This is a genomic window from Acinetobacter sp. Res13-Abat-PEC15-P4-01 (assembly GCF_015676285.1).
GTDB lineage: Bacteria > Pseudomonadota > Gammaproteobacteria > Pseudomonadales > Moraxellaceae > Acinetobacter > Acinetobacter nematophilus.
Genome location: NZ_JADAIN010000050.1, coordinates 208,081 through 234,665, shown reverse-complemented (window position 1 = coordinate 234,665; position 26,585 = coordinate 208,081). Strand labels below are relative to the sequence as shown.

The 26,585-nt window shown below is 38.1% G+C and carries 27 protein-coding genes; 10 read left to right on the top strand and 17 right to left on the bottom strand.

All coding sequences use genetic code 11. The annotated features are described in order from the left end of the window. Window positions 1-42 precede the first annotated feature (42 nt). The 3 genes from IMO47_RS18100 to IMO47_RS18090 all read right to left on the bottom strand — a co-directional run bounded on the left by IMO47_RS18100 (window position 43) and on the right by IMO47_RS18090 (window position 3,781). Entirely contained in the window at window positions 43-1,356 is a 1,314-nt protein-coding gene (locus IMO47_RS18100) for a hypothetical protein (RefSeq protein ID WP_196077781.1), read from the bottom strand. A gap of 412 nt (window positions 1,357-1,768) precedes the next feature. Next, window positions 1,769-2,248 (bottom strand): helix-turn-helix domain-containing protein, encoded by a 480-nt coding sequence (locus tag IMO47_RS18095; protein ID WP_196076866.1) that lies wholly within the window; start codon window positions 2,246-2,248, stop codon window positions 1,769-1,771. Between the two features lie 315 nt (window positions 2,249-2,563). Next, entirely contained in the window at window positions 2,564-3,781 is a 1,218-nt protein-coding gene (locus tag IMO47_RS18090) for an alkane 1-monooxygenase (RefSeq protein ID WP_196076865.1), read from the bottom strand. Between the two features lie 191 nt (window positions 3,782-3,972). Here IMO47_RS18090 and IMO47_RS18085 point away from each other — a divergent pair, with 191 nt between their 5' ends. Beyond that, window positions 3,973-4,893: an AraC family transcriptional regulator gene (locus IMO47_RS18085; RefSeq protein ID WP_196076864.1), complete on the top strand. Its 921-nt coding sequence runs from the start codon at window positions 3,973-3,975 to the stop codon at window positions 4,891-4,893. Between the two features lie 82 nt (window positions 4,894-4,975). On the opposite strand, the gene IMO47_RS18080 is transcribed toward IMO47_RS18085, so the two are convergent. The 3 genes from IMO47_RS18080 to IMO47_RS18070 form a co-directional block, all read right to left on the bottom strand. Then, a complete protein-coding gene (locus tag IMO47_RS18080) occupies window positions 4,976-6,850 on the bottom strand; it encodes a SurA N-terminal domain-containing protein (protein WP_196076863.1) in 1,875 nt (624 codons plus the stop codon). Window positions 6,851-6,980: 130 nt separating this feature from the next. After that, window positions 6,981-7,253 carry an HU family DNA-binding protein gene (locus IMO47_RS18075; RefSeq protein WP_004720620.1) on the bottom strand — a complete coding sequence of 91 codons (273 nt, stop codon included), beginning with the start codon at window positions 7,251-7,253 and terminating at the stop codon, window positions 6,981-6,983. Between the two features lie 165 nt (window positions 7,254-7,418). Then, a complete protein-coding gene (locus tag IMO47_RS18070) occupies window positions 7,419-7,898 on the bottom strand; it encodes a phasin family protein (RefSeq protein WP_196076861.1) in 480 nt (159 codons plus the stop codon). Between the two features lie 270 nt (window positions 7,899-8,168). Here IMO47_RS18070 and IMO47_RS18065 point away from each other — a divergent pair, with 270 nt between their 5' ends. The 8 genes from IMO47_RS18065 to fdx all read left to right on the top strand — a co-directional run bounded on the left by IMO47_RS18065 (window position 8,169) and on the right by fdx (window position 14,415). Continuing rightward, the gene (locus IMO47_RS18065) at window positions 8,169-8,822 is read left to right on the top strand and encodes a hypothetical protein (protein ID WP_196077780.1); all 654 of its coding nucleotides are present in this window, start codon (window positions 8,169-8,171) and stop codon (window positions 8,820-8,822) included. A 141-nt stretch (window positions 8,823-8,963) separates the two neighbouring features. Then, entirely contained in the window at window positions 8,964-9,437 is a 474-nt protein-coding gene (locus tag IMO47_RS18060) for an Rrf2 family transcriptional regulator (protein WP_004830884.1), read from the top strand. Between the two features lies 1 nt (window position 9,438). After that, complete coding sequence (locus IMO47_RS18055; RefSeq protein WP_196076816.1) at window positions 9,439-10,656, top strand: IscS subfamily cysteine desulfurase; 1,218 nt, start codon at window positions 9,439-9,441, stop codon at window positions 10,654-10,656. Between the two features lie 108 nt (window positions 10,657-10,764). After that, window positions 10,765-11,151, top strand: a complete 387-nt coding sequence (iscU, locus tag IMO47_RS18050; RefSeq protein ID WP_058971838.1) for a Fe-S cluster assembly scaffold IscU — start codon at window positions 10,765-10,767, stop codon at window positions 11,149-11,151. 46 nt (window positions 11,152-11,197) lie between these two features. After that, window positions 11,198-11,518 carry an iron-sulfur cluster assembly protein IscA gene (gene iscA / locus IMO47_RS18045; protein WP_004830887.1) on the top strand — a complete coding sequence of 107 codons (321 nt, stop codon included), beginning with the start codon at window positions 11,198-11,200 and terminating at the stop codon, window positions 11,516-11,518. 100 nt (window positions 11,519-11,618) lie between these two features. After that, window positions 11,619-12,134: a Fe-S protein assembly co-chaperone HscB gene (hscB, locus tag IMO47_RS18040; protein ID WP_196076815.1), complete on the top strand. Its 516-nt coding sequence runs from the start codon at window positions 11,619-11,621 to the stop codon at window positions 12,132-12,134. Between the two features lie 65 nt (window positions 12,135-12,199). Next, on the top strand, window positions 12,200-14,059 hold the full coding sequence (gene hscA, locus IMO47_RS18035) for a Fe-S protein assembly chaperone HscA (protein ID WP_196076814.1): 1,860 nt from the start codon (window positions 12,200-12,202) through the stop codon (window positions 14,057-14,059). 17 nt (window positions 14,060-14,076) lie between these two features. After that, window positions 14,077-14,415 carry an ISC system 2Fe-2S type ferredoxin gene (gene fdx / locus IMO47_RS18030; RefSeq protein WP_004830890.1) on the top strand — a complete coding sequence of 113 codons (339 nt, stop codon included), beginning with the start codon at window positions 14,077-14,079 and terminating at the stop codon, window positions 14,413-14,415. Window positions 14,416-14,547: 132 nt separating this feature from the next. Here the strand turns inward: fdx and IMO47_RS18025 are convergent, their stop codons facing one another. From IMO47_RS18025 to IMO47_RS17980, 10 genes are all read right to left on the bottom strand, one after another. Then, window positions 14,548-15,984, bottom strand: a complete 1,437-nt coding sequence (locus IMO47_RS18025; RefSeq protein ID WP_004830892.1) for an adenylate/guanylate cyclase domain-containing protein — start codon at window positions 15,982-15,984, stop codon at window positions 14,548-14,550. Between the two features lie 57 nt (window positions 15,985-16,041). Continuing rightward, complete coding sequence (locus IMO47_RS18020) at window positions 16,042-16,476, bottom strand: HIT domain-containing protein (protein WP_004830893.1); 435 nt, start codon at window positions 16,474-16,476, stop codon at window positions 16,042-16,044. Window positions 16,477-16,705: 229 nt separating this feature from the next. After that, the gene (gene mfd, locus IMO47_RS18015) at window positions 16,706-20,167 is read right to left on the bottom strand and encodes a transcription-repair coupling factor (protein WP_196076813.1); all 3,462 of its coding nucleotides are present in this window, start codon (window positions 20,165-20,167) and stop codon (window positions 16,706-16,708) included. 66 nt (window positions 20,168-20,233) lie between these two features. Continuing rightward, window positions 20,234-20,761: a hypothetical protein gene (locus IMO47_RS18010; protein ID WP_196076812.1), complete on the bottom strand. Its 528-nt coding sequence runs from the start codon at window positions 20,759-20,761 to the stop codon at window positions 20,234-20,236. Between the two features lie 358 nt (window positions 20,762-21,119). Beyond that, complete coding sequence (locus IMO47_RS18005; RefSeq protein WP_196076811.1) at window positions 21,120-21,476, bottom strand: hypothetical protein; 357 nt, start codon at window positions 21,474-21,476, stop codon at window positions 21,120-21,122. Window positions 21,477-21,588: 112 nt separating this feature from the next. Next, a complete protein-coding gene (locus tag IMO47_RS18000) occupies window positions 21,589-22,530 on the bottom strand; it encodes a Dyp-type peroxidase (RefSeq protein WP_196076810.1) in 942 nt (313 codons plus the stop codon). Between the two features lie 195 nt (window positions 22,531-22,725). Further along, complete coding sequence (locus IMO47_RS17995; RefSeq protein ID WP_196076809.1) at window positions 22,726-23,208, bottom strand: DUF6678 family protein; 483 nt, start codon at window positions 23,206-23,208, stop codon at window positions 22,726-22,728. Window positions 23,209-23,260: 52 nt separating this feature from the next. Further along, on the bottom strand, window positions 23,261-24,046 hold the full coding sequence (locus tag IMO47_RS17990; protein WP_196076808.1) for a glutathione S-transferase N-terminal domain-containing protein: 786 nt from the start codon (window positions 24,044-24,046) through the stop codon (window positions 23,261-23,263). A 42-nt stretch (window positions 24,047-24,088) separates the two neighbouring features. Next, window positions 24,089-24,601: a ribonuclease E activity regulator RraA gene (gene rraA, locus IMO47_RS17985; protein WP_196076807.1), complete on the bottom strand. Its 513-nt coding sequence runs from the start codon at window positions 24,599-24,601 to the stop codon at window positions 24,089-24,091. Window positions 24,602-24,616: 15 nt separating this feature from the next. Further along, window positions 24,617-25,279, bottom strand: a complete 663-nt coding sequence (locus tag IMO47_RS17980) for a nucleoside-diphosphate sugar epimerase (RefSeq protein ID WP_196076806.1) — start codon at window positions 25,277-25,279, stop codon at window positions 24,617-24,619. Between the two features lie 213 nt (window positions 25,280-25,492). Here IMO47_RS17980 and rpsT point away from each other — a divergent pair, with 213 nt between their 5' ends. Continuing rightward, window positions 25,493-25,759, top strand: a complete 267-nt coding sequence (gene rpsT / locus IMO47_RS17975) for a 30S ribosomal protein S20 (protein WP_004720657.1) — start codon at window positions 25,493-25,495, stop codon at window positions 25,757-25,759. 306 nt (window positions 25,760-26,065) lie between these two features. Here the strand turns inward: rpsT and ispF are convergent, their stop codons facing one another. Next, entirely contained in the window at window positions 26,066-26,560 is a 495-nt protein-coding gene (gene ispF, locus IMO47_RS17970; RefSeq protein WP_196076805.1) for a 2-C-methyl-D-erythritol 2,4-cyclodiphosphate synthase, read from the bottom strand. Between the last annotated feature and the right edge of the window lie 25 nt (window positions 26,561-26,585).

The window sequence follows — 26,585 nt, the reverse complement described above, 5'->3', positions numbered from 1 at the left end:
AATGAATCATTGATATGATGTTTTATATCTTAGATAAATACATTATTTCACTCTATTTCTAAGTAAATCCCATTGGTATTTGAAAAAATATTTCAATGATAAATTGGGATTGGCTATAGCTTTAGACTTGTTATTATTCTTTTCATTATCATCACTTTTTCTATGATCATAATCTAAAAAATTAGCTGTTGTGCCTCGTAAAAACTGAAAACTCGATCCTTTGGCAGTTAATTTCTGTGCTTCAAATATATGATCTAGTCCAAAACGATGTCCCAACTCATGTACGACCACTTGATTAAATATATTCTGTGGGCATTTTAATAAAACAACACTTTCTCCCCCACTACCAACGCCTTCTTTTTTTGAAACATTTGTTACAAAAACATAGTTTTTTATTGCTAAATTTTTATCTTGATATTTTTTATAAAATTTACTTAAATCACTTAAAAAATAACTGGTATCATTGATATTAAGTTTATTTAAAGAAATATTTACATCGACATCATTTTTACGATATTTTCTAAAATCAAACTCTGAAGCATTTGTCATTTCTACATTAATTAAGGCTTGGTTAAATGATCTATTTTTTAAAAAATCCTCATAATCATGCGTACGTTTTTGGCTTAGGCCATCAGTCACTACATCTACAAAAACAACTTTTAAAGTTGGAATTACCGCATTATGGTAAATCATCAGCTTCCCTACTTTCTCTTGCGCCTCACCTTTTATTGCTGTAACGATGATTTCTCCATGTTTTTGTAAAGGACCTACACACTTAATCTTAACGATCTCGGATGCTAGATAATAAGTCTCTTCTTCTCTTTTATTCTCTTCACCTAAATCTCGGGTCATTTTATTTGCGTAAATAAAATCTTCGATACTGAACTCTGTTGGCTCAATAACAATATGAGGATTCGAAACCTCAAATTTAATCTTGGAACCATCATTATTTAAGGAAAAATTATTTTCTGAATTTAATAACTTTAACTCTAAATTTAACCTCACCTCACGATTCAAAGAATTAGAATGGTCCATATTTTCCTGTGAAAATGGGTAGATCGCCAACCACGCAGGAATATATTCAGTACCAAATGGGCTAATTTTACTGATTTGATCACTGGTATAAGTCGCTTTTAATGAGGCTATAGAACCACTGACTAAAGCGACTTTTTTTCCAAATTCTGCTGCGGTATTGGCTCTAAAATAGGTTAACTTTTTAAAATATTCGGGTCTGTACCAATCAAAACCATAACTTCCATCATAGATATTATCTTCACATCTTCGAAAGTGAATTGTGAACTTCTGTAAGCAACTATCACATGTTTCTCCAACTGTAGGGCTTGATCCAATTCCCATATCATCGCTCCGTATTACATTTTCCTAAGCTATTAAAATATTTTTTCATTTAAATAATTATCATCTATTAAGTACTTATAACTTTTAATTAAAATAAAAGATTATTCATTGTTAATGATCTCAATGTTAGTTTCACAAAAAGTTATTGTTTAGCTTTAAACTCAAATTTTTAATTCAAGTTTTAATTATATATTTTTTTATCCCATATGGTATAAATTTCCCACACCTTCACATACATCAATATATCAAAATAATAGATGATATTGAATGTCTGTTAAAAATACCATTTAAGATGGAATTACAGCCTAAACGATGCTTATTTTTTAAAGATATTTCAGCTTTATGTTTTATTATTACATGGCTGACCTTTTTATCGTTCAGATTTAAGTAAGGCTAGATTCACACAAGTCAATCATGCCTGTTTATTTTTCTCTAAATATTGAAAAAATGCGGGTGTAATTGAAGGCTTGACCTGACGTGCCGTAATGGCCTGCTGGCATTCAGAACAGACCAAAACTGCAGTAAACTGGTGTCCACATGCCGTATGCTCAAATGCCATCGGTGCACCTAAGCCTTCATCCATCCACTTATCTGCCCATGTCACCATTGTCAGTAAAATTGGATAAAGCTCTAGGCCCTTCTCCGTTAAACGATACTCAAAACGCTCTTGTCGCTCAACATAGGGAACTTTGATCAATATTTTATGTTCAACCAAACGTTTTAAACGCTCCGCGAGTACATGACGAGTGACACCTAAATTTGCTTGAAAATCATCGAAACGACGCATTCCCATAAATGCATTACGAAGAATAAGCATCGTCCAACGATCACCTAAAACTGACAACGTGCGCGCAATTGAACAAGGTTGATTGCCTACTTCTTCCCATTTCATATAAACGTCCAAATAACCTATTAGCATCTAAAATTACTTATTTATACTATGGAAGAAACACGACAAGAAAGATAGTATTTTTAAAGAGAATTTTTTATCTGGTGTTACTTTAATGAATAAAATTTTATCTAACCGATCAACACTTTATAAGGCGTACAATCTGCTTAAATGATCAATTGTCTTCCGATGAAGATGTAATTCATTGCATGACGAATTCAAAAGATTACATGTTGTTCAATATTAAAAAGCGCTTGATTGAGCAAAGCTTTAAACGCAGTAAAAGCCCAGTATTGGACTTTTATTGCATATGTATATTTACTTATTGAACAATTTGTCAATTACACCAAATTTTTTAAAGATCTTAGCACGACGTTTTGGATAAATATTGGCTTTGCTCAAATCGCCCTTATAATGGTCAAATACACGTTTATCCATGATCTTGAACCACCATGATGGAATCATCGCCGGCAACAACATACTCGCATAACCACTTGGTAACTCAGGGGCTTCATCAAAATGACGTAATGCCTGGAATGGGCGTGTAGGATAAGCATGATGATCTGAATGACGCTGTAACTGATACAAGAACAAATTCGTCACAATATTATTATTATTCCAGCTGTGTTCTGGCATGGTACGTTCATATTTACCTTTTTCATCCTTTTGACGCAATAAACCATAGTGTTCGATGTAGTTAATGATCTCAAATAAACCAATACTATATGCGGACTGCGTAGCCAAATATGGCAATATACCTTGACCAAATAATCCCACCATTGATGAATGGAATGCCGCAGTCATGCTCCAGCCTTGCAACAACTCATTGTCTTTACACCAAAACCCAAGCCCTTTGCGTTTAAGGCGGTTGGTTTCAATTTCGATTGCGGATTTAAATGATCCGATGACTGTACGTGGTAAAAACTCATAAAAAGTCTCACCCATCTGTGAAGAAGCTGGATCTTCTGGAGTTGCAGCACGCTTATGGTGTCCATAAGGATGTTCAATACGGAAATGATTATATCCGGAAGGAACTAAAGCCAAATGTGACAAAATATGATCCATACGATCATGTTTATGACTGAGTTCATGCGCCGTATTGATGGCAATCCCGTTAATCGCACCCATTGAAATACCCAAGAGTATCTTATCAAGCAATGAAGTTTGCTTACGGCCAACCAAATAGCAAGCATACACATTTGCTGCATATTGAATAGGGATAAAAGATTTAACTAATCGAGAATAATAAGGATCTTGTTCGAGTAATTTGACATCTTCAGCCGTTGGATTGTTTTGGTCTTTACCAATTAAAGAGTCAATAGCTGGAATAATCACATGTAATACAATCGGACCACCCAATGCAAAAACTTTTTTAAGTGGCTTAGGTGCAACATGATAGCCCGCCAAAATACCCAAGCCAATCACTGGCAGTGATGGACTAATCATCCAAAGATAACGCTTCTTATCAAGTGCCAAACCTGATTTCGGTTTTATTTCTAGCAATTGCTGTTCAGTCAATTGAACTGGTGCATTCATGGCTGTATCTTCCCTATCTTTCTACTTATCTATATATTTAAATAAAGATCACTTGAAAGACAGTTGCAAGCGTCCATAAAACCTATGAAAAAGTCTTTGGCATCTTCAACACAGGGATTGTCCTTTACGCACATGTTTTAATTACATCACAGCTTTTTATTATTTGAAAATAGGAAATTTAAACCATAATTATGGATGCTTTAAGTAAAATTTTTGATGATATTCATCTCAACCATTCAGAATATATTTATCTGCAAGCGCAAGGCGACTGGTCATTCCAGAGCCCAAAACAAGATGCGGTCATTGCACATATTGTCTTGTATGGCGATGCTTATTTAGAATTTTCCCCTTCAATGCATGTCACTTTACACACGGGTGATATGTTTTTAATTCCCGCAGGATTAGCCCATACCGTTAAAAACCAGCCAAATACCCAACTGATTGAAAACTTAAATATTGAACCTTTGTTTGATGGACTCAGACAGGATGCCATCGAATTTGGTCAGGGTAGTTCAGAAAAAACTTTGATACTGACTGTACGATGCCATATGAATGCGATTATGGCACGTCCATTAATCAATGCACTCCCTCCCTTCCTACACATTCAAAATGCATTGAGTGATGAAGCGCCTGAGTGGCTTAAAATCGGGCTGTATTTTGTATCTGCTGAAACGCGTAGAACTGTCGCAGGCAAAAACAAGATCATGGATCATGTGGTGAGCATTTTAATGATTGAATCCGTGCGAGATTTCATTGAACAAATGCAAGACCACAATAACTGGTTGAATGCATTGATTCATCCTGAATTATCAAATGCCTTAGCAGCCATCCATAGTCGCCCCGAACATAACTGGACCGTAGAAAGTTTAGCTGAAACCTGTTGTATGTCTCGCTCAAAATTTGCCAGCCTATTCAATCAGATTATTGGCGAGACACCGCTGGCATATTTACAGCAACACCGTTTACGTCTGGCCAGCCAACTGCTTAAACAAGGTCAACTCTCCATTCAGCAAATTGCCCATCAAGTAGGCTATTCTTCTGAAACCGCATTCAGCCAAGCATTTAAAAAGCAATTTGAACTAAGCCCAAGTCAATACCGTAATCAGCTTTAACCATAACTACACAAGTTCAGGGCAAAACACACAAGCAAATAAAAAAGCGCCGAAGCGCTTTTTTATTTGCTAAATTTCACAATTATTTAATCTTGGCTTGTGATTTCAAATAACGAGAATAATCATCAAGTAATTGTTCACCACGGAATTTTTGGTACATCTGAGTCAACTGTTGTACTTCAGCCGGATTCATTTGAGCAATATCTGCTTTTTTCACATTGGCAACTGCTACAACGACCAATTCATCAGGTAACTTGGCTGTAGTCACAGACCACATACCCGCTTTGGGTACAGGCAGACTGAATGCAGCACGCTCAATTTCGCGTTTAAGCCCTTGTGAACGCGTGAATGTTCCTGCATGTACAAAATTAGATTGGTATTTCGCAGTCACTGCTTGTGCAGGTAACTTTTTGAAATCTTCAATCATTGCATTCAATTTTGCATGTGCAGCATCAAATGCTTTCTGTTCAATCAACTGTGCTTTCACACGTGCTGTAGCCTGAGCTAAAGGTTGGGTGCCCGCTGGATAGTATTTACGGACCTTGATCCACACCACATCACCATTGGCCATTTGTATATTACCAGAAGCTGTTGTATTGCCGTTTTTAACATCCTCGGCAAATAATTTGGTTTTAACCGCAGGATCTGCCAAAACAGGATTGTTGGTGGCTAAATTTACATTCTTCGCTGACTGAACCTGTACTGTCTTCACAGCTTGTGCTACCACATCAAGCGAATCGCTATTCACAACTTGGTCATTTAAGCTGTTTACAGTATCTGAGAAGTAATTTGCAGATTTGTTTTTCAACACTTCAGCTGTTAATTCTACCTTTTTACTTTCCAATGATGGAATTGTTCCCGTAGGTGTATTGACTTCAATAATATGATAGCCAAAATCTGTTTTTACAGGTTTCGCCACTTGACCATTCGCAGTCGAGGCAACAGCTTTGTCAAAATCAGCTCCGAACACACCAGGCGTATAGGCTGCGAGCGCACCACCTTTTACTTTAGAATCCGGATCTTCAGAGTATTGTGCAGCCGCTTGAGCAAAAGTCATACCTGCCTGAATTTTTGCATAGACCTCATTTGCCAAAGTTGCAGCTTGTTCAGGAGTACGTGAATCCGTTGTAATCAGAATGTGCTTTACATCATGTTTTAAATTTTGCTTATATTTCTCTACAAATTGCGCATATGCTTGATTCAACTCTGCATCAGACACGGCTGCATTTGGTTGGGTCAATGTTGCAGGACTCAACACAACATAATCCACATCTACAGCAGCAACCTGTTTAAATTTATTTAGATGCTTGTTGTAATAATCTGCAATTTCTTGGTTCGTCACTTTAACGTTAGCTTTATAATCATCTAGTTTCACACTCGATAAAAATAATTCACGTTGTTCAGATTGCAAATTTGCGATCTGTTGAATATCCAACTGACTAATCAATGCATTATCTGAAATCGTTGAACTCAGAATACTCAACGCAAAATCCTGACGAATATTTTGAATAAATGCCTGACTGGTTAAGCCTTGTGAACGTAAATAATTTGCATACAAATTATTCGAAAATTTACCATTTTCCTGAAAAGCAGGAATTTGCGCAATTTTCTGTTCAATTTGAGCATCACTCAAAGTCACACCCAGTTTATCTGCTTGTTGTCTCAAAAGACTTTGGCTGATCAGATAATCCAGTGCTTTATTTGCAATAAATTCTTTGTTTAACAATGACTCGTCCCCATGAACTGCAGGGTTTGCCAATAACTGATCCGTATAGCTTTTGGTGACCGTTTCTAACTCTTTTTTAGAAATATCTTGACCATTAACAGTTTTAGCCACATCTGCTTTTTGCCCACCACTGAAATAACCTTCAATACCGACCACCGCAAATGGCGCTAAAAATAACACAAGGAGAACTTTACCAAACCAGCCCCTTATGAGAGTGCGAAACGATTCCATGAGTATTCCAATATTATATTTCGTAAGGATTCTAACTGAAATTGTAAGATGAATGAACGAGCAATCACTGATAATTTAATTTTATTTCATAAAAAACGCGCCACATGGGCGCGCTTTCGATAAGCTCAGATTAAGCTACTGAGTCTTTTAAGCCTTTACCAGCTTTAAAGCTAGGTACTTTGCTTGCTTTAATCTGAAGCTCTTCACCAGTTTTAGGGTTACGACCAGTACGTGCAGCGCGGTCTTTAACACTAAAAGTACCAAAGCCTACTAAAGTAACCGTGTCGCCTTTTTTAAGCGCTTCACCAATTGAAGCAATAGTCGCATCTAATGCTTTACCTGCATCAGACTTTGACAATCCCCCTTTTTCTGCAATCGCATCGATTAATTCTGATTTATTCATGAAGATTACGTCCTCTTATTTCGTTTGTTTAAGTTCCAAGGCTGTAGATCAAAGGCCATGACGACTTTATAGCAATGCTTTGGGGGAAAACGCAAGACTCCAAACACGCTTTTCTCAAAAATTACGACTAAAAATGAGTTTTTTTTTTGATTCACCCCGATTATTTCATTTTTTGAGCAATTGCTCACGTAAGTTTTGATTCTCATCCGCCAATGCATCCACCTTATGGTGTAACTGCATAATCAAGCTCTCAAGGTGTTGAAGATCCTTTGCCGTGACGAGACCTATTCGATTAAGCGAGTGATTTACACCATGATCAAGAAGCTTTTCTACTTTATCTTTGGTTTCCGTGACAGATTCTTTGGTTTTCTCCGACACTTTATTTACCGTTTGATCAGTGACTTCAACCGTTTTTGATTCAAGTTCCTCTCCAACTTTGACTAAAGAGTCAAATAATTTATTGCCTTCTTCTTCTGCACGCGAAAAGGCACCCAGCCCTGCCAACCAAATCTGTTTTGTATATTTTCTAAAATCTAGTGCTGATTTTTTATGATTTCTCGATTTTGTATGTGATAAATGCTGTTCATTTTGGTCTTCCTGCAGACCGAATTGTTCTTTATTGCTTTTTTTCATATCCTGCTCCATTTGCCCAAAACTCCAGCTTTTAATGGCCCATATGACCAAATTATGTAGAAAATATATCTATAATATCAAATAAAACTATTGAACCTTTTGCTAAACTGTTCTACAAAAGCAAAGTAATTGTTTAATGTTAAGGAACACTTGCCAATTCAACAATGGTCATTTAAATATTTTTTTTATATGATTGTTGAAATAATGTGTTTCACATCACAGATAAAGTTGTTTCAACGTTATTTTAGAGATCGGATTCTCAATTTGTTATAGGAATGTTTTATGAATGAATCGCAACAAAAGCAAGGTCACTCTCGTTTGTTGCTAAACATTGTCATGATTATCTTGGAAACCATTTATTCTTTTGTATTAAAACATGATCGTGTTGTTCGTTTACAAGCAAAAAAATTTGTCGAACAGCAAATGACCATTAAGATAAATAGTTACATTCCTTATTTTGACTTCTATATTCAATTTACCGATCGCGGCATTTTGTTTGACTTGCAAGCCCCAGAAAAACCTGTAGACCTTTCTGTTAGTAGTACATTAATTGATTTGGTTCAAATTTTCGTTTTTGCCAATCGCCGCAGTATGAAAAAAATGCGTTTAGAAGGCAGTGACGTTATTAAAGATCAGTTTCGTGATCTGGTGATTCATTTGACAGCACCTAAACTCTTGTCAGATTGGAAGCAATGGTTAACTCATCCAGCTGATGACAATCAGACACGTGCATCAAAAAAACGTATTGCTCCCTTGCTTGAAAAAATCGATCAGCAACGCTCAAAGATCAATACCCTTCAAGTTGAGGTAAAACAATATCAAAATCGTGTTCGCCGTCTGCAGCAAAATCAACAGCGTTTATATACGGCTTTAGGTGTATTAGGCTTTCTATTTATGGCACTAATCATGTATAATTTATGGCAAATATTCATGTAAAATATTTTATGTGATTTTATTCTTATAATAATAATCAATAATTCTGACTAATTTAGTCAGAATTAAGCTTAAAAATACTTGACTAATTTAGTCAGGATTCATAAAATTCATACATCTAGTCTAAAACATGTGTATCGAATCATGCGCCTAACTACTCGCGGTCGCTATGCAGTGACTGCACTACTCGACCTAGCATTGCAGCCTACTGAACAAACGATTACGCTTGCAGAAATTGCAGCCCGCCAAACGATCTCTGTCGCTTATCTTGAACAATTGTTCGCTAAATTAAAGCGTCATGGCTTAGTTTCAAGTGTTCGAGGCGCGAATGGTGGCTATCACTTAGCGCGTCATGCTGAAGAAATTACTGTCTTAGAAATTATTGAAGCTGTAAATGAAACTGTGGATGCAACTCGTTGTGATCATAAAGGCAATTGTCAAAATGGTGCAATGTGTTTGACTCACGATTTATGGCAAGAACTCTCTCTCCATATTGCCGATTATTTAGCTAAAATCACCCTTGCCGACTTAGTCGCTCGCGACAATGTACAAACCGTTGCGGTTCGCCAAAATTCAGCACCCCATGATTCAGCCCTTTTATCGGTTACAGGTATTTGACATGAAACGTCCGATTTATCTTGATTATGCAGCAACTACGCCTGTTGATCCTCAAGTAGCAGAACGCATGATGGAGTGTTTAACCTTTGATGGTACCTTCGGAAATGCAGCTTCTCGTTCTCATGCTTATGGATGGCAAGCTGAAGAAAAAGTTGAATATGCACGTGAACAAGTCGCAAATTTAGTTAAAGCTGACCCACGAGAAATCGTATGGACATCAGGTGCGACTGAATCTGATAACCTTGCGTTGAAAGGTATTGCTCAATTTTATGGTTCTAAAGGCAAGCATATCATTACCAGTAAAATTGAACACAAAGCAATTTTAGATACCTGCCGTGAATTGGAAGAAGAAGGTTTTGAGATTACTTATCTTGAACCAGAACCTAGAACAGGTTTAATTACTCCAGAAATGGTCCAAGCTGCACTTCGTCCAGACACAATTCTTGTTTCATTGATGATGGTCAATAATGAAATCGGTACAGTTACGGATGTTGCTGCGATTGGTGAACTTACTCGTGCCAACAAGACTTACTTCCATGTAGATGCTGCACAAGCTGCGGGTAAAGTTGAAATTGATCTTTCAACCATGAAAGTTGACTTGATGAGCTTCTCTGGCCATAAAGTTTATGGGCCTAAAGGCATCGGTGCATTATTTGTACGTCGTAGTCCTCGTGTACGTTTAAAAGCACAGATTCATGGTGGCGGTCATGAGCGTGGTATGCGTTCAGGCACACTCGCTACTCACCAAATTGTGGGTATGGGTGAAGCATTTGAACTCGCAGGTAAAACCCTGCATGCAGAACAAGCGCGTCTACGTGTACTTCGTGACAAGCTTTGGAATGGTTTACAAGATTTAGAACAAGTGTTCTTAAATGGTCATCCTGAATATAATGTTGCAAACTACTTAAACGTAAGTTTCAACTTCGTTGAAGGTGAATCATTAATGATGGCTCTCAAAGATGTTGCAGTTTCATCCGGTTCAGCATGTACATCTGCAACACTTGAACCTTCTTATGTACTTCGCGCACTTGGTCTTTCTGATGAATTGGCGCATAGCTCAATTCGCTTCAGCTTCGGACATTATACGACTGAAGAAGATATCGATCATGTGATTAAAATTACCAAAGCCGCTGTTGAGAAATTGCGTGAACTTTCTCCGCTTTGGGACATGTATAAAGAAGGTATCGACTTAAATTCAGTTGAATGGGCTGAACACTAAGTTTCTAAAATCAAACACGGCATTTCATTGAAAATCAGTGAAATGCCACCATATTAGATTGTAGCAATACATATTATTAACGCTGACCCCGAGGTTTGGAGAAGCATCATGGCTTATAGTGAAAAAGTAATTGATCATTACGAAAATCCTCGTAATGTTGGTGTTTTGGATAAAAATGCAGAAAATGTTGGTACAGGTATGGTCGGCGCACCTGCATGTGGCGATGTAATGCGTTTACAGATCCAAGTAAATGACAATGGTGTAATCGAAGAAGCACGCTTTAAGACCTATGGTTGTGGCTCTGCAATTGCATCCAGCTCATTAGTAACCGAGTGGTTAAAGGGAAAAACCTTAGACGAAGCGCAAGCGATTAAGAATATTGATATCGCAACTGAACTTGCTCTTCCTCCTGTAAAAGTGCACTGCTCTGTACTTGCAGAAGATGCAATCAAAGCTGCTGTTGAAGATTACCGTAGCAAGAAAACTAAAGCTTAATATTTGTTGCTTAAGTTTTTACAGATAATTTTTTAATGGAGTTTTCATGATCAATTTAACTGAAAATGCTGCAACTCATATCAGCAATTACTTAAAGAATCGCGGTAAGGGTGAAGGTATTCGTCTTGGTGTGAAAACTTCAGGCTGTTCTGGTTTGGCTTATGTACTTGAGTTTGTTGATGATATCGACGAACATGATCAAATCTTTGAACAGTTTGGTGTTAAAGTTTTTGTAGACCCTAAAAGCTTGGTATATCTCGATGGCATGGAAATGGACTATGTAAAAAATGGTCTCAATGAAGGTTTCGAGTTCAATAACCCCAATAAAAAAGGTGAATGTGGTTGTGGTGAATCTTTCACTGTATAATCGCCCTGCACTTTTTTCATGTTAAAACAGTGTCTTGCACTGTTTTAATCATATTTAATTACCCTGTTTTCTAGCAAAACATCGTGGATGAGTATCTCCCATGAGTCATTTTGAGTTGTTCGATCTCCCTGAAGCACTCGATATTGATTTAGCAACATTAAAAGCTAATTTCTTAAACTTGCAGCAGCAGTATCATCCTGATAAAGCGGATGATAAAGACAAAGCTTTAATTAAATCGAGTGAGATTAATCAAGCATATAAAGCCCTATCACATGTAGATAGCCGTGCCGCATATTTACTTTCACTCAAAAAACAAGATCATCATTTAGATCAATCAATTAATGATTTTGAATTTTTGCAATCTGCTCTAGAAATTCGTGAGCAACTCGATGAAGCAACAAATACAGATCAACTGCATTCTCTAAAAAAAGAAGTGCAACAATGGATCGATGGCTTAGTTCGTGAATTCAAAATTGATTTTGCTGAAGAAGACTGGGCTGAAGCACGTGATACTGTACGGAAATTGCGTTTTTTCCAAAAAGTAATGAATGACATAGACAAAGCTGAAGATCAACTTCTTGATGATGAAGATTTTAGCTTGGATGATGATTTCTAACTTTTAATTTTAACTACATGTTGAACATGAATTTGTTTTTAGCTTTTATTTTAAGGATGTAACAAATGGCACTCTTGCAAATTGCTGAACCAGGACAATCAAGTGCGCCACACGAACACCGTATTGCCATTGGAATAGATTTAGGTACAACACATTCCTTGGTTGCGACGGTATTATCAGGTAAAGCCAAAGTGCTGAATGATGAACAAGGTCGTGTGTTACTTCCATCCATCGTACATTATTCTAAAAATTCAACAGAATACGGTGATGCAGCAAAACCGTTCATTACGACCGATCCCAAAAATACCATTGTCTCAGTAAAACGTTTTATGGGACGTTCTAAAGCAGATATTAAATTTCAGCACCCACATACTTTAACAGGTGCAGACAATGAAATGCCTACTTTTGAAACGGCACAAGGTCGAAAAACGCCTGTAGAAATCTCGGCTGAAATTTTAAAGCAATTAAAAGACCGTGCTGAAAAAAGCCTGAGTAATCCTGTAAATGGCGCCGTTATTACTGTGCCCGCCTATTTCGATGAAGCGCAACGTCAGGCAACACGCGATGCCGCTGAGTTGGCCGGGCTGAATGTATTACGCTTATTGAATGAACCTACTGCAGCAGCTGTAGCCTATGGTTTAGATCAAGACACCAACCTTGCAACAGATCGCAATTATGTTATCTACGATTTAGGTGGCGGTACTTTTGACGTTTCGATCCTACGTTTCTCACAAGGTGTTTTTGAAGTTTTAGCCACGGGCGGCCATACTGCACTGGGTGGTGATGATTTAGACCGTTTGATTGTAAAATGGGCAAAAAAGCAACTTAACATTGATACTCTGGACGATGCAGAATATGCACATTTCATTGTTTCTGCTCGCAAAGCTAAAGAAGCATTGAGTGATGCTGAATCTGTTGATATTAAAGTGTTGACACACCATCTCACATTAGACCGTACAAGCTTTGAACAGATTATTCAGGTAGCACTCGATAAAACAATAAGCGTATGCAAACGTGTCATGCGCGATGCAAAGCTTACACTGGATGATATTCAAAATGTGGTACTTGTGGGTGGTTCTACTCGTTCTTATGCTGTTCAAAAAGCAGTTCGTGAAGTATTCAACCAAGAACCTCTCTGCACAATCAATCCTGATGAAGTCGTAGCGATCGGAGCATCCATCACTGCAAATCAACTGATTGGCAACTCAAAGGATGGCTCATTACTGCTTGATGTGACTCCTCTTTCACTTGGTTTAGAAACCATGGGTGGATTGGTAGAGCGCTTAATTTCTCGCAATACAGCGATTCCTGTAGCACGCCGTCAAGAATTCACCACCTATCAAGATGGTCAAACCGCCATGTTGATTCATGTTGTGCAAGGTGAACGTGATTTGGTTGAGCATTGCCGTAGTTTAGGGCGCTTTGTACTACATGGCATTCCACCTATGACAGCGGGTCAGGCACGCATTGAAGTGACCTTTCAGGTCGATGCAGATGGGTTACTTTCCGTGTCTGCAAAAGAAACCACTTCAGGGGTCCATGCAAAGATTGACATCAAGCCCTCTTATGGTCTTTCGGAAGCAGACACAGAACGTCTTTTACTTGATGGTTATAAGTTCGCTGAAGAAGACAAGCATTTACGTCATTTGAATGAAACAAAGGTTGAAGCTCGCCGTGAACTCGAGGCCTTAGAACAAGCCCTGAAAGTGGATAGCAAATTACTCAGTCCTGAACAACTGCAAGGATTGAATCTTGCAGCTGAACAGTTGACAGCACAACTTGAAACAGACGATATAAAATCTATTGAACATGCTGTTGAGCAGTTAAAAATCCACAGTGATGCTTTTGCTGCAGAACGTATGAATCAGCATATTGATCATGCGCTCAAAGGCACTAAACTTGATGACTGGTCAAACTCAAACTAATTTATAAGGTAAAGACTATGCCACGTATTAAAGTACTACCTCATGCAACAATTTGTCCAAATGGTGCTGAGTTTGAAGTTGAACCAAATGCCAATCTTTGCCAAAGTTTATTAAGCAATGGTATTAAAATTGAGCATGCCTGTGATATGTCTAAGGCATGTACTACATGTCATGTTATTGTACGCAAAGGCTTTGATGCACTTGAAGAAATGGATGATATTGAAGCAGATTTACTTGATCGCGCATGGGGATTAGAGCCTGACTCACGACTTTCATGCCAAGTTAAAATCACGGATGAAGATATGGAAGTAGAAATTCCTAAATACACCATTAACCATGCTTCAGAAAATCACTAAATAGTTCATAAAAGTGCCGAATTAAAAAATTAAAAAACCACTCAATTGAGTGGTTTTTTAATTCATTGGTCAGTCTTGAACCCTAATCGCTGACTTGGATCTATCAGCTAAAATTTTTAAAGCCGCTTAGCTTTAGCGAATTTCATCTTCAGCATTTAATCTTGCAACACCCTGAGCATTGGTCAGTCGTTGCTGAACTTTAATACGGTCAACCATTTTTTCAAGTACTTCAACCAGTTCTGGATACTCAAAATTTTGCACTTCCTCTAAATTGAGCACCAAATGAAAGCCTTTATATTCATAGTCAAACCATTGCTGATTTTCATTTTTACTGGCGGAGTATTTCTCCATGACCTGCCAAGTTCTCACCTTACCTTGAATACCTTTTAATTCAATAGGTGATTTAGGCGCACAGAGATAATCATTTTTAATCAATTTATAAGTTTCATCTGAAACAAGAATTTCATCAATATCCGCAGCATATTGCAAACGTGCAGCCAAATTTGCATCGCGACCAACAATCGTATAGGCCATACGATGTACAGCACCATAATTCCCAACGTGGCAATAGCCTGTACTCACACCCATGCGGATATGTAATGGCGCATATCCCATTTTCACCCAGCGTTCACGCAGAAACTTCATTTGCTGTCGCATGGCAATTGCCATATCGATGCAGTTTTTTGCATCCTGCTCCACACCTTGTGAATCTGGATCACCAAAGAAAATCAGAATTGCATCGCCCATAAATTTATCAATGGTTGCACCATATTGCTTTGCAATTTCAGTCATATGGCTCAGATAATCATTTAGAACAAATGCCAAATCATCTGGAATCAATGTTTCCGATAATTCCGTAAAACCTTGGATATCCGAAAAGAAAACTGTGATTTTTTTACGTTTATATTCAATTTTTGCTTCAGTGTCCCCACGCATGATCGCTTGCCAAAGTTGCAATGGTGCATATCGGCTGAGTTGATTTGACAACTCGATATAGCGGTTCATTTCATTGAAATAGGTGTTTTTTTTGATTTCCACACTTTTAATACGGCGATTTTGGTAATAATTGCCGATATTAACGAACAGAATAATGCCAATAAAAGACAGCACTGAAAGTTCGGGACTGGTTTGCTGGAAATAATCGTAGAAGCCGAAAATGAAGATAATGTTGGTATAGAAAACAATAAAAGCGATCAGAATAGCTAAAGACGCCATCATGAAAGAAATTTTACTGTTGATGGCAGTATAGATCAGTGCAAACAACAGTACAAAAGAAACCACCAAACTCAAATGTACTGCAGCCAGTGCTGTCGAAACAACAATAACATCCACTAAAAAATAGATATTTTTACGGATTTTTGAACCGTAAGAGTATTCCAGCCAGCGAGAAAATTTGGGGCTGGCTAAAAAAATAAAACCAATGAAAAAAGGAACATAGAACTGATAGTTAGCAACAGGAGAAGTAAAATAATAAATGATAACAAGCAGTGCAATAATCAAATATCCCATAAAACGCTGGAATATTTCAAATTGCTTAGGCTCTTTATCTAACATACGTTCAAATGGCAAAATATTTTACCTCGGATGTCATTTTATTAAACACTTCCCTTGTGCTGTTTTAAAAACTTAGTCCATACGCCAATCAAACGGCATATCACCTTGACCACGCAATGCCAACATCAATGTCTGACGCATATGTGCTAGCACTTCATTGGTGTATGGAACCGCCTGCAAGCCAAATACAGGCTTAGGCCAAGCTACATCATTTTGATAACGCACCACATGGTGAAAATGTAATTGTGGAACCATATTGCCCAATGCAGCCACATTCATCTTGTCAGCACGGAAAACACGTGACAGTTGACTAGACAACCAACTTGACTCGCGCAAAAACTGTTCTTGGTCAGCTTGACTCAATTCATATAATTCAGTGATACCAGGTACGCGTGGGATAAGAATTAACCACGGAAATTGCATATCATTCATTAAACGACATGTTGAAAGCGGGAAATCGCCTACAAAAAAAGTATCTTGAGCAAGTTGTGGATGCAAACTAAACATATCTTTATAAATGACGCAAAATTAAAAGGATGGCTAATACTAACACATCGGTTTTCGTGTGAATATTGGTTATCTCGTGTTTCGGTACAAATAAACACAGTTTGTTTTGAACCTGATCACAATTACACTTTAAAGAATCATTGTTTTTTTTCAAGAGCTTCTCTGAAAAAATTTCATGATTTTTTCTCAGTACTGAATAAAGATTACCCATCTTCAACATATTGATAAATTAACGCTTTAATTCAGCAAGCAAATTATTCAATAAATCTTGCACAAACTGAATCCGCTTCTCGTATTCTTCCAACATGACCATTACTTTCAGGCGTTGGCCCCCCTCCATACGGAACCAGGTCGGATGTTTTTGCATCAATTGAATGATACTGATCGCTTGCACTGGTGTATCAGGTGAAAATTCAATCACACCACCATGTGCACCAATATCGATCTTGGTGATTTCCAACTGCTCTGCCTTGATACGAATTTGATGCACGCTAAATAACTGCTTGACGGGTTGTGGCGGCACACCAAAACGATCGATCAGCTCCATCCGAATATTGTCTAATTTATCTGCTGTATCTGTATTGCTGATCCGTTTGTAGAACATAAGACGCTGATGTACATCACCCAGGTATTCATCAGGAATCAATGCAGGCATGTGTAAAGTAATTTCCGAGGTGAGCGAAAGCGGAGTATCAAAATTTGGCGTTTTACCCTGTTGAATGGCTTTGGTCGCTTTAGCCAGCATTTCCATATATAAACTATAACCAATGGCATTCATTGAACCACTTTGCTGTTCACCCAGTAACTCACCGGCACCCCGTATTTCCAAATCTTCAGTTGCCAACATAAAACCTGCACCAAGATTCGATGCTCTTGAAATTGCATCTAAACGCTTTTCTGCATCACCTTTTAGCCCTTTCAGCGAAGGGACCATCAAATATGCATACGCTTGATGATGCGAACGCCCGACACGTCCACGCAGTTGATGCAATTGCGCAAGCCCCAGCTTGTCTGCACGCTCAATGATAATCGTATTGGCATTCGGGACATCAATTCCCGTTTCAATAATCGTTGAACACACCAGAACATTGTATTCTTTGTGGTAAAACTGCTGCATGACCTGTTCTAGTTCACGTTCGCGCATTTGACCGTGTGCAACAGCTACCCTTGCTTCAGGAACCAGTTGACGAATATTCTCCGCAGCTCGTTCAATGGTCTCGACTTCATTATGCAGGATGTAAACCTGCCCACCACGAAGCAATTCACGTAAAATCGCTTCTTTCATGGTCTCGTTGGTTTGCTCATTCACAAAAGTTTTAACAGCTAAACGACGTGCCGGTGGTGTTGCAATAATCGAAAGATCACGCATCCCCCCAAATGCCATATTCAGCGTTCGTGGAATCGGGGTAGCCGTCAGCGTCAGCATATCCACATCAGCACGCATGGCTTTGATGCGTTCTTTATCCCTTACACCAAAACGATGCTCTTCATCAACAATCATCAAGCCTAAGTTTTTAAACTGCACATTTTCTTGAAGGATTTTGTGAGTTCCAATGACGATATCAACTTTACCCTCAACCAAGTCCTCAATTATTTTGACATGACTTTTACTTGTTCCAAAACGAGAGAGCACTTCAACACGGATCGGCCAATCAGCAAAACGATCTTTAAAAGACTCATAATGCTGTTGTGCCAACAATGTGGTAGGTACAAGAACCGCCACTTGTCGATTGTTCTGAACAGCCACAAAAGCTGCTCGCATTGCAACTTCTGTTTTACCAAACCCTACATCACCACACACTAAACGATCCATCGGTTTGGCTTGTTGCATATCATATAGTGTCGCTTCGATTGCATTGGCTTGATCTAGCGTTTCCTCATAGGCAAAGCCACTGGAAAACTGCATATATGTACTTTGATCCAATTCAAAACTGATACCCGGTTTTGATTGGCGTCGTGCTTGAATATGCAATAATTCAGCAGCAACATCGTGAATCTGTTCGAGTGCTTTTCGTTTTGCTTTGTTCCATGCATCCGTTCCAAGTTTGTGCAAAGGTGCTAAGTCTGGATCACCTCCACTAAAACGACTGATGAGATGCAGATTGGTCACAGGTACATAAACTTTTGCATCGTCGGCATAGTTGAGTTGTAAAAACTCATAATCCTGATCGTCAATATTCAATGTAACCAAACCAGCATAACGACCAACACCATGGTCGATATGAACCACGGGTGCACCGATATTCAGTTCAGTTAAACTTCGAATTAAAAACTCTTCGGAAACTTCCTGTTGACGCTTACGACGACGCTGTACAACCCGATGTTCATAAAGCTGATTTTCAGAAATTACCGACAATTCATCACAAATGACCAAACCACGGTCTAAAGGCGCGTTTGTGATCGCAACGGAGAAATTCGATTGCTGGAAAATTTGAAAATTCTCAACAACAGGGATTTCCCCCAGACTCGCTCTTAGGGCGTCTTTCAAAGTTTCACGACGTCCAGCACTCTCTGCCACCAATAGCACAGGATGATTGGCATCATCAACATATTGCTTGACGACCTTAAAAGGTTGTTCTTGCTTTGGGTCGACAGGTAATTTTGGGGGTATTTCGACAGATAGATTAATACAACCTGTTTTTAATTCGATCTGTTCTGTAGATGCAATGATTCTTGCAAACTGGTTTAAATGTTCAAACAACTGATTGGGTTTTATAAAAACTTCTTCAGGTGGCAGTAGTGGTTGATCAATATTGTGCCGTCTATCTTCATAACGGCGCATGACATCTGCCCAAAATTGGGTTAAACCTTCCTCAATATACTTATCTGTAATGACAATTGCATTGCCGGGTAAGTACGATGTCAAACAGCTTTGTGTCTGCATCGCAGCTTGGGTAAAAAATAAAGGAAAATAAAAGTCCAATCCCGGCGATGCAATTCCCTCTAATACGTCTTGATAAATTGGATTTTTCTTGGGATTCGCCGTTGGAAAACTTTCAGCGTAGCGATCTCTGAATATTGAACGCGCTTCTTTTAAAGGAAACTCTTTAGCCGGTAATACAGTGAAATGCTCAAGTTTTGTTGTTGTTCTTTGAGTCTCAGGATCAAAGAATTTTAAACTGTCGATTTCATCATCAAACAAATCTATGCGGATCGGTGCATTTTGCCCAGACGCATAGATATCCATGATACTGCCCCGTACTGCAAATTCACCGTGGTCATAAACCGTATCAACCAAATGATAACCTGCTTGAACCAGTTTTAATTTTTGTTGTTCTAAATCAAACTTCTGACCAATCTTAATATCAAAATGTTCACCTAAAATCCATGAGGTTGGTGCAACCCGCTGTGCCAATGTTGTTGCCGATACCAACAAAATACCTTTCTGTGGCATATTGGCAAGAATAGACAGTCGTTCAGACACTATATCTTGATGTGGTGATAAACGGTCATATGGCAAGATTTCCCAGTCTGGAAAAATTATGGGCTTAACACCGTAAAATTCAAGTTCACTTTCAAGTTGCGTCAAGTGTTGATTATTGCGCGCAACCAGCACAAAAAGTTGTTCAGACTTCTCCGTTATTTCCTTAAAGAGTAAGGCAGCAGAAGAACCAAGCATTGTACCAATCCAACGCTTTTCGCCTGCTTTCAATTGTTTTAAATTAAGGTCAGAGATTTCTTGTTTAAACATGTTTATATCGGGTCTAAAAGACATAAGCCATAGTTTAACATGATGACTTTGTTGAGTTCAGTGATTTTATTTGTTCAATTTATTCGATTGATGACTAAACACGACCATTTTTCCATCAGGATAAAATCCATTCCAGCCACAAGGTAAACCACCTGCATAATAAACCTGTAAAATCTCTTGCCATATAGGTGGGAAATAGCGATTTGCATAACAATTCAAAATATAAGCAATATCATGCATGATTAATTCTTCTGCGATTGCTTGACCATCAAATGTTGTCCACTTTTCAAGTAATCCATTTAAATTTTTTGTGAACAAGTCGTAATAATTGTTTTGCTGTAATTGATAGTTAATTCTTGAGTTCAATTGCCAATCAAAATCTTCAGGAAACTGTGAATCAACGACTGTTTCCCAATCTGTAAATTTATCCCAACTCCTGTCCGTTGAAAAATTCATCGCCAGATCAACATCGGTGATGACACAATAATCTCTATCTGTTGTATAAGGCTGACTGAAAAAATTATCACCTTTTAAAAATTCAATAAACTCACCAGCTTGTTCAACGATCTCAGCCCAATTTTTTGCAGTTAACATGGTCTATCTTTCCTATTCGTATAGGGTCTGTTGATAATTGGTCGTTTGGGCAAGGCATGTTTTTTAGACGATACTAGACGCGAAACATGCAATTTAGTCATTCCAAATAAGGATAGACACTGTTTTCGCAAGATCATGCGAAGCTGCAACAATACGCTTGTTCCCCCTACGCCTTGTGCCGCAAACAAAGCCACGCTTTGCTCTGGCTCACGATTGTGGCTAAAATTATCTCAGCCTACGTTATGGAACCTGAAAATAGTTCCGCTATTCTCTTTCGTTTGCTTGCGGAGTCTATGCCTTATGCCCGCTCAATCTTAACTTAAAAATCAAGATAAAATTTCAATATCCCGACCATAATCTATTTTTCTCTCTTAAACTCTTTATAGTAATCGTTTAGTTTCCGAACAATCTCTTTAAACTGCTTTAAGTTTTCTTCGGTATTGCCTAATCTCGTTACATAACGACCAGAGGCAATTTCTAAATCAATCTTTTCATTGATCAAGATTGCTTTATAAAACAATGTCTGCAAATCATCAAAATTATTCAGTTTACGGTTAGAAAAGTATTCGAGTCTTTCAGCCAGCTCCACATTTACAACAATGCCATCAACCACAAAACCGTTTTCAGCATCAATTTGAATGTGATGTTGCTGTAAAAAAGCTTGTTCAGCTGAGTTTTTATTGTTTTTAAATAAAGCGGCTATCTTCGTCAACATGTTTAAAACTCAACCAGTAAACAATAGAAGACCATATCTTAACAAATTAAGCTAAACATCGCTGTAAAAAGGACGTTTTTACGCCCTTTTATCGCTCATACAACCTGATGATTTATTCATCACCCAGGTTATCCAAGAAATCTACAGTAGGCACGAAGAATAATGTTCCTGTCACAGCCGTACTAAAATCAAGCAGACGATCTAAGTTTCCTTCATCATCTCCTTGAAACATATGCTCCAACATTTGACGCGTGACACTAAACTTACGGGCGTAGCCAATAAAGAAAGTACCATATTCGTTCTTTGATGGATTGGAAAAAGGCATATTGGCACGCATGATTTTTAATTCATTGCCTTGATCATCATGTGCTTTACTAACCACATTGTGTGCCGTTTTCGGCTTGACATCATCTCCCAATTCAACGTCATTAAACTTTTTCCGTCCAATCACTTTTTCTTGTTCTTCATCACTTAACTCACGCCACTTATCCATATCGTGCATATATTTTTGAATGAAGGCATAACTGCCACCTTTAAATAGGGGGTCTTCATCACCCACTAAAGCATATTCTGCAGCAATTTCCGTTTCAGGATTCTCAGTACCATCCACAAAGCCAATAATCGCACGACCGTCGAAATATCGAAAACCATTCACTTCATCAATCGGATAACTCACCTCTTTTAATTGAGTATTGATGATGTCTGCCAGTTCAAAGCATAAGGCTTGGCGATTTGCGCGGATATGGAAGAACAAATCGCCATCAGTTGATACTGCGGTATATTTAGGTCCTTGTATTTCTTTAAATGTCTCTAATTCTTGTGGCTTAGGTTGATTTGGAAATAAACAATCCCAAGCACGTGCACCAAAGCCCAATACAGCACTGAATTGTTCATCAGGATAACGGTTGCTCAAACTGCGTGTGAATGCAGAAAAGTTAGCTGCGAAATCAATCACCGTATCGACAACTTCAGTCCCTTGTTTTAAACCTAATACAATAAATAAGGCATTTTCTCCTGGGCGATTTATCACAGGTTGAATTCGAGTTAAAGTCATTCCAGTTCTCAAGTATATTTTATTGGTTACAATCTAACATAGACTGTTTTTAAGCTTAAGTTTTATCCGCGTAATTATAATAATTTTCTCTAGTATCGATCGTTTAAGCGGCAACAAAATCCTGATTCGGTATATTTTAAAATACATAATCAACACACTTAGGAGATAAGAGACTTATCCATAAATAATGTTTTCCTATCTGTACCCATAAATCTTAAAACCGCCATTGGGTTCATATTCCTGATACATCACATTCAAACGCTTTAACACATTTCGAAATCGATCCGTCTGATCTAAAATTTTGGCAGCAATTAAACGTCCTTGATGTTCAATTAACATCGGTTTTACGATCAAATACTCAATACTGATAAAAATCGGTATGCCTTCCTGATAAAAGGGTTGCCAATCACCAAAGTACCACGGAACGGTATTTAAGAACTGTGTTTCAGCGTGTTGATCAATTGGATCTTTTAGCAGTTTAGCCATAAAAGCTGGTGGAAAATCTAAACCGTTTATGGCGTCAAGAAGCTTGATCCATGTTGAATCATTCATACAGGATACCAACTGACGCTGGTAAACAATCTGTTGAATTCTCAAAACCTGCTTTTTATAGTGAGCATCATTTTCCAATGCACTGACATGATTTTTATATTCAATATAATTTTCAGCTATACCCACATTGATCTCTTTGTACAAAGCACCTTAGAAAAGGCGCTTTGATATATTTGAATTAGCCATACTGTTTTTGCAGATAATTGACGATAGATTCTGATTCAAACAGTTTTGCTCCCGTATTTGGGTCCTCCAAATACGGCACTTGAATATCTTGCTTGACACGTCCCATCACAGGAACAATTTTTTCACGCTTTCCACCCTTGAGGGGTACATATTTACCCGGTTTTAAACGTAAAGCCGCAGGACCCTGATCTTGCCAACACTCTTTAGCGACATTATGAAATACAAATGGAATTTCCAGTTCTGTTAATACGCAACGCACAATTCTTGTATATGGACTTGCTTCAAAGCCCCATAAATTTAACAGCTTTTCAGGTGCAGCTCGATCAATAATTTTTGGGTTTACCCATACGCCACGTGCGCCATTGATCACTGTTCCCGCCAAAGCAATCACTGGATATCGGGGATAATGTGCATATTTTTTTGGTGTTTTACCGCTTTTTCCATAATGCTTGAATAAATAATCAATAATCGCCACTGATTCATACATGGCTGTTCCAGTGTTTTCATCAACAAAATAAGGAAAACGTAATTTTCCACCATTTTCTTTGACAATCTTACGGTATTTGGTTCCCCCTTTAGGACATGGATAAACTTCGTAATCCAGATTTAATGTAGTCATCACTTCTCTGACACGGCGGCAAAATGGACAACCTTCAAACTCATAAAGCTTTAAGGACTTTTCAGGTTGATTGGGAAATGCTGTTCCAGTAACCCCTCGTCCTCCTCCAGTCAGCGTTGAAGCCAATGCTTGTACGACTTTAATTTGATGATGTACCATTTTGCTACCCTCGAGCAGTCACTCTACATTTTTATAAAGTGCCTATAAATCCACTAGTTTTTCTTTTGAAACCACAATTCCGTTGTTGTCTGCATAAACATAATCACCAGAATTAAAGCTTACATTGCCAAAATATAGAGGAATATCGACTTCGCCTATGCCTTTACGATGACTTTTTTGTGGAATTGAAGCCAATGCATGTACACCCAGATCAAGTTCAGCAAGCGCGTCCACATCACGAACACAGCCATAAATAATGACACCATTCCAATGATGTTTTACAGCAGATTCAGCAATCATATCGCCCATTAATGCACAGCGCATGGATGCCCCACCATCCACAACCAGGACTTTACCAGCACCCTCTGTCGCCAATAGCTCTTTTACACGAGAGTTATCTTCAAAACACTTCACTGTCACGATTTGACCACCAAAACTTTTGCGTGCCCCATAGCTTTTAAAGAATTTGCCATCTAATGAAGGGATCAGCGTTTGAATTTCTTTATCTGGATTGTCATCGAGTAAATCACAGGTTACAAAAGGTACTGTTGTCACGTTATTTCTCCCTAATTAGGCATTCTGTATATGTAAATTATCATAAATTTCAACTTTATGAGTTTGCGTTTGTGCAGCCTCGACCATAGTATGAGCCACTTGCTGTGCTGTCACTGGCTTATATTTAAAGGAGTTGGGGACTAAATGTGAAAATTTTCTATAAAGCTTTTGTGAAATATCCTCAAAAAAACGCTTTTCATTTCTGTCACCCAACAACAAAGATGGACGAATGATTGAAAAACGATATAAATCTAGCTGTTGAATATAGGTCTCAAGCTCACCCTTAACTCTGTTATAAAAAATTGGCGCATTCGCGTTCGCGCCCATAGCACTGACTAAAATCAAATGTGTTTCTGTTGTTTCAAATAAATCTGCAAAATGGGCATTAATTTCAAAATCAATATTGTAAAAAGCTTCTTTGGAACCCGCTTTTTTAATGGTCGTCCCCAAGCAGCTAAATGCATGGCTATAGCCACTTACATCTTGATCATTTAATAACAGAAAATCCTCCAAAACAAATTGCTCAACTTTTTTGTATAGATTAAATTCAGGATTTTGACGGCGAACAACCACCGTAATTTTTTCGCATTCTGTCAATGAATTGAGTTGCTCAATTAAACATTGACCGACTAAACCTGTTGCTCCAATCACAATCGCATTTTTTATCGAATTAGTCATTTTTTAAACAATCTCCTTGATTTACTACTAATCTAACGTTTTATTTCAAATTTTTCTTCAACAAAAATGTTGTCAAAGCATGTCAAGACTTGACTTTGCCGACCTGTTTAATCACAATATGGCACTTGTTTACGGGCTGGTGATAATCCTCTGATGTTGGTTTTCAGATGTGATTTCAGCCCGCCCAGACCAATCTAATCAAGGAGTGCACGAGTGGCAAACTCTGCTCAAGCAAAAAAACGTGCTCGTCAAAACGTTAAAGCACGCAAACACAACGCAAGCTTGCGTTCTATGGTACGTACTTATATCAAACGCACAATCGCTGCAATCGCTACTGGTGAATATGCTGCTGCAACTGAAGCTTATAAAGCTGCGGTTCCAGTAATTGACCGTATGGCTGATAAAGGTATCATCCATAAAAACAAAGCTGCTCGTCATAAGAGCCGTTTAAATGCACAAGTTAAAGCTTTAGCTAACTAATTTATGCATGTAAAAAGAGCCCTTTACAGGGCTTTTTTTGTACCTAAAATTCAAAAAGTCGCTCCAATTACACATATCTTGCACTTTATATTTTTATCTTTTGAACGTTAAACTGTTACAAACCAGTCATTTGCTCAATCTTTATCGCCACATGTTATATGCAAATAGAGAATAATTCTGTTGAATTCACTCTGAAAGGATTGCTGTCGCTATATCTAGCTTAAAAGAGCAGATACCGAATACCTGCCCCCTTACCGTATTTAAATCCTCATTAAAAGAAAATCATCTGAATTCACTTATGATGTCTTATATATGGGTTTGATGTGAAATCAAAACTGTTGCTGTTGACAATATTCCTTCCTGACGTCCTGTAAAACCTAACTTTTCTGTCGTGGTTGCTTTAATGCTAATCTGCGTGATTTCAACATCCAGTACATCTGCAATACTCTGGCGCATTTCCAAATTATGCTTGGCTAATTTTGGACGTTCACAAGCCACTGTAATATCCGCATTGTTCAACACATAGCCACGATCTAAAACTAACTGATAGACATGTTTTAATAGTTTACGACTATCAGCACCTTTAAATTCAGGATCTGTATCAGGAAAATGCTGACCAATATCACCCAACGCCAATGCCCCTAATAAAGCATCACACAGCGCATGCAACACAACATCACCATCTGAATGTGCTTTTAAGCCATGAGAATGAGGAATTTGAATACCTGCCAAAGTGACAAAGTTACCTTCTTCAAAGGCGTGCACATCCATTCCTTGCCCTATACGAATCGGTACGCTCATTTTCAACTCCCTTTATGCAGTTTTT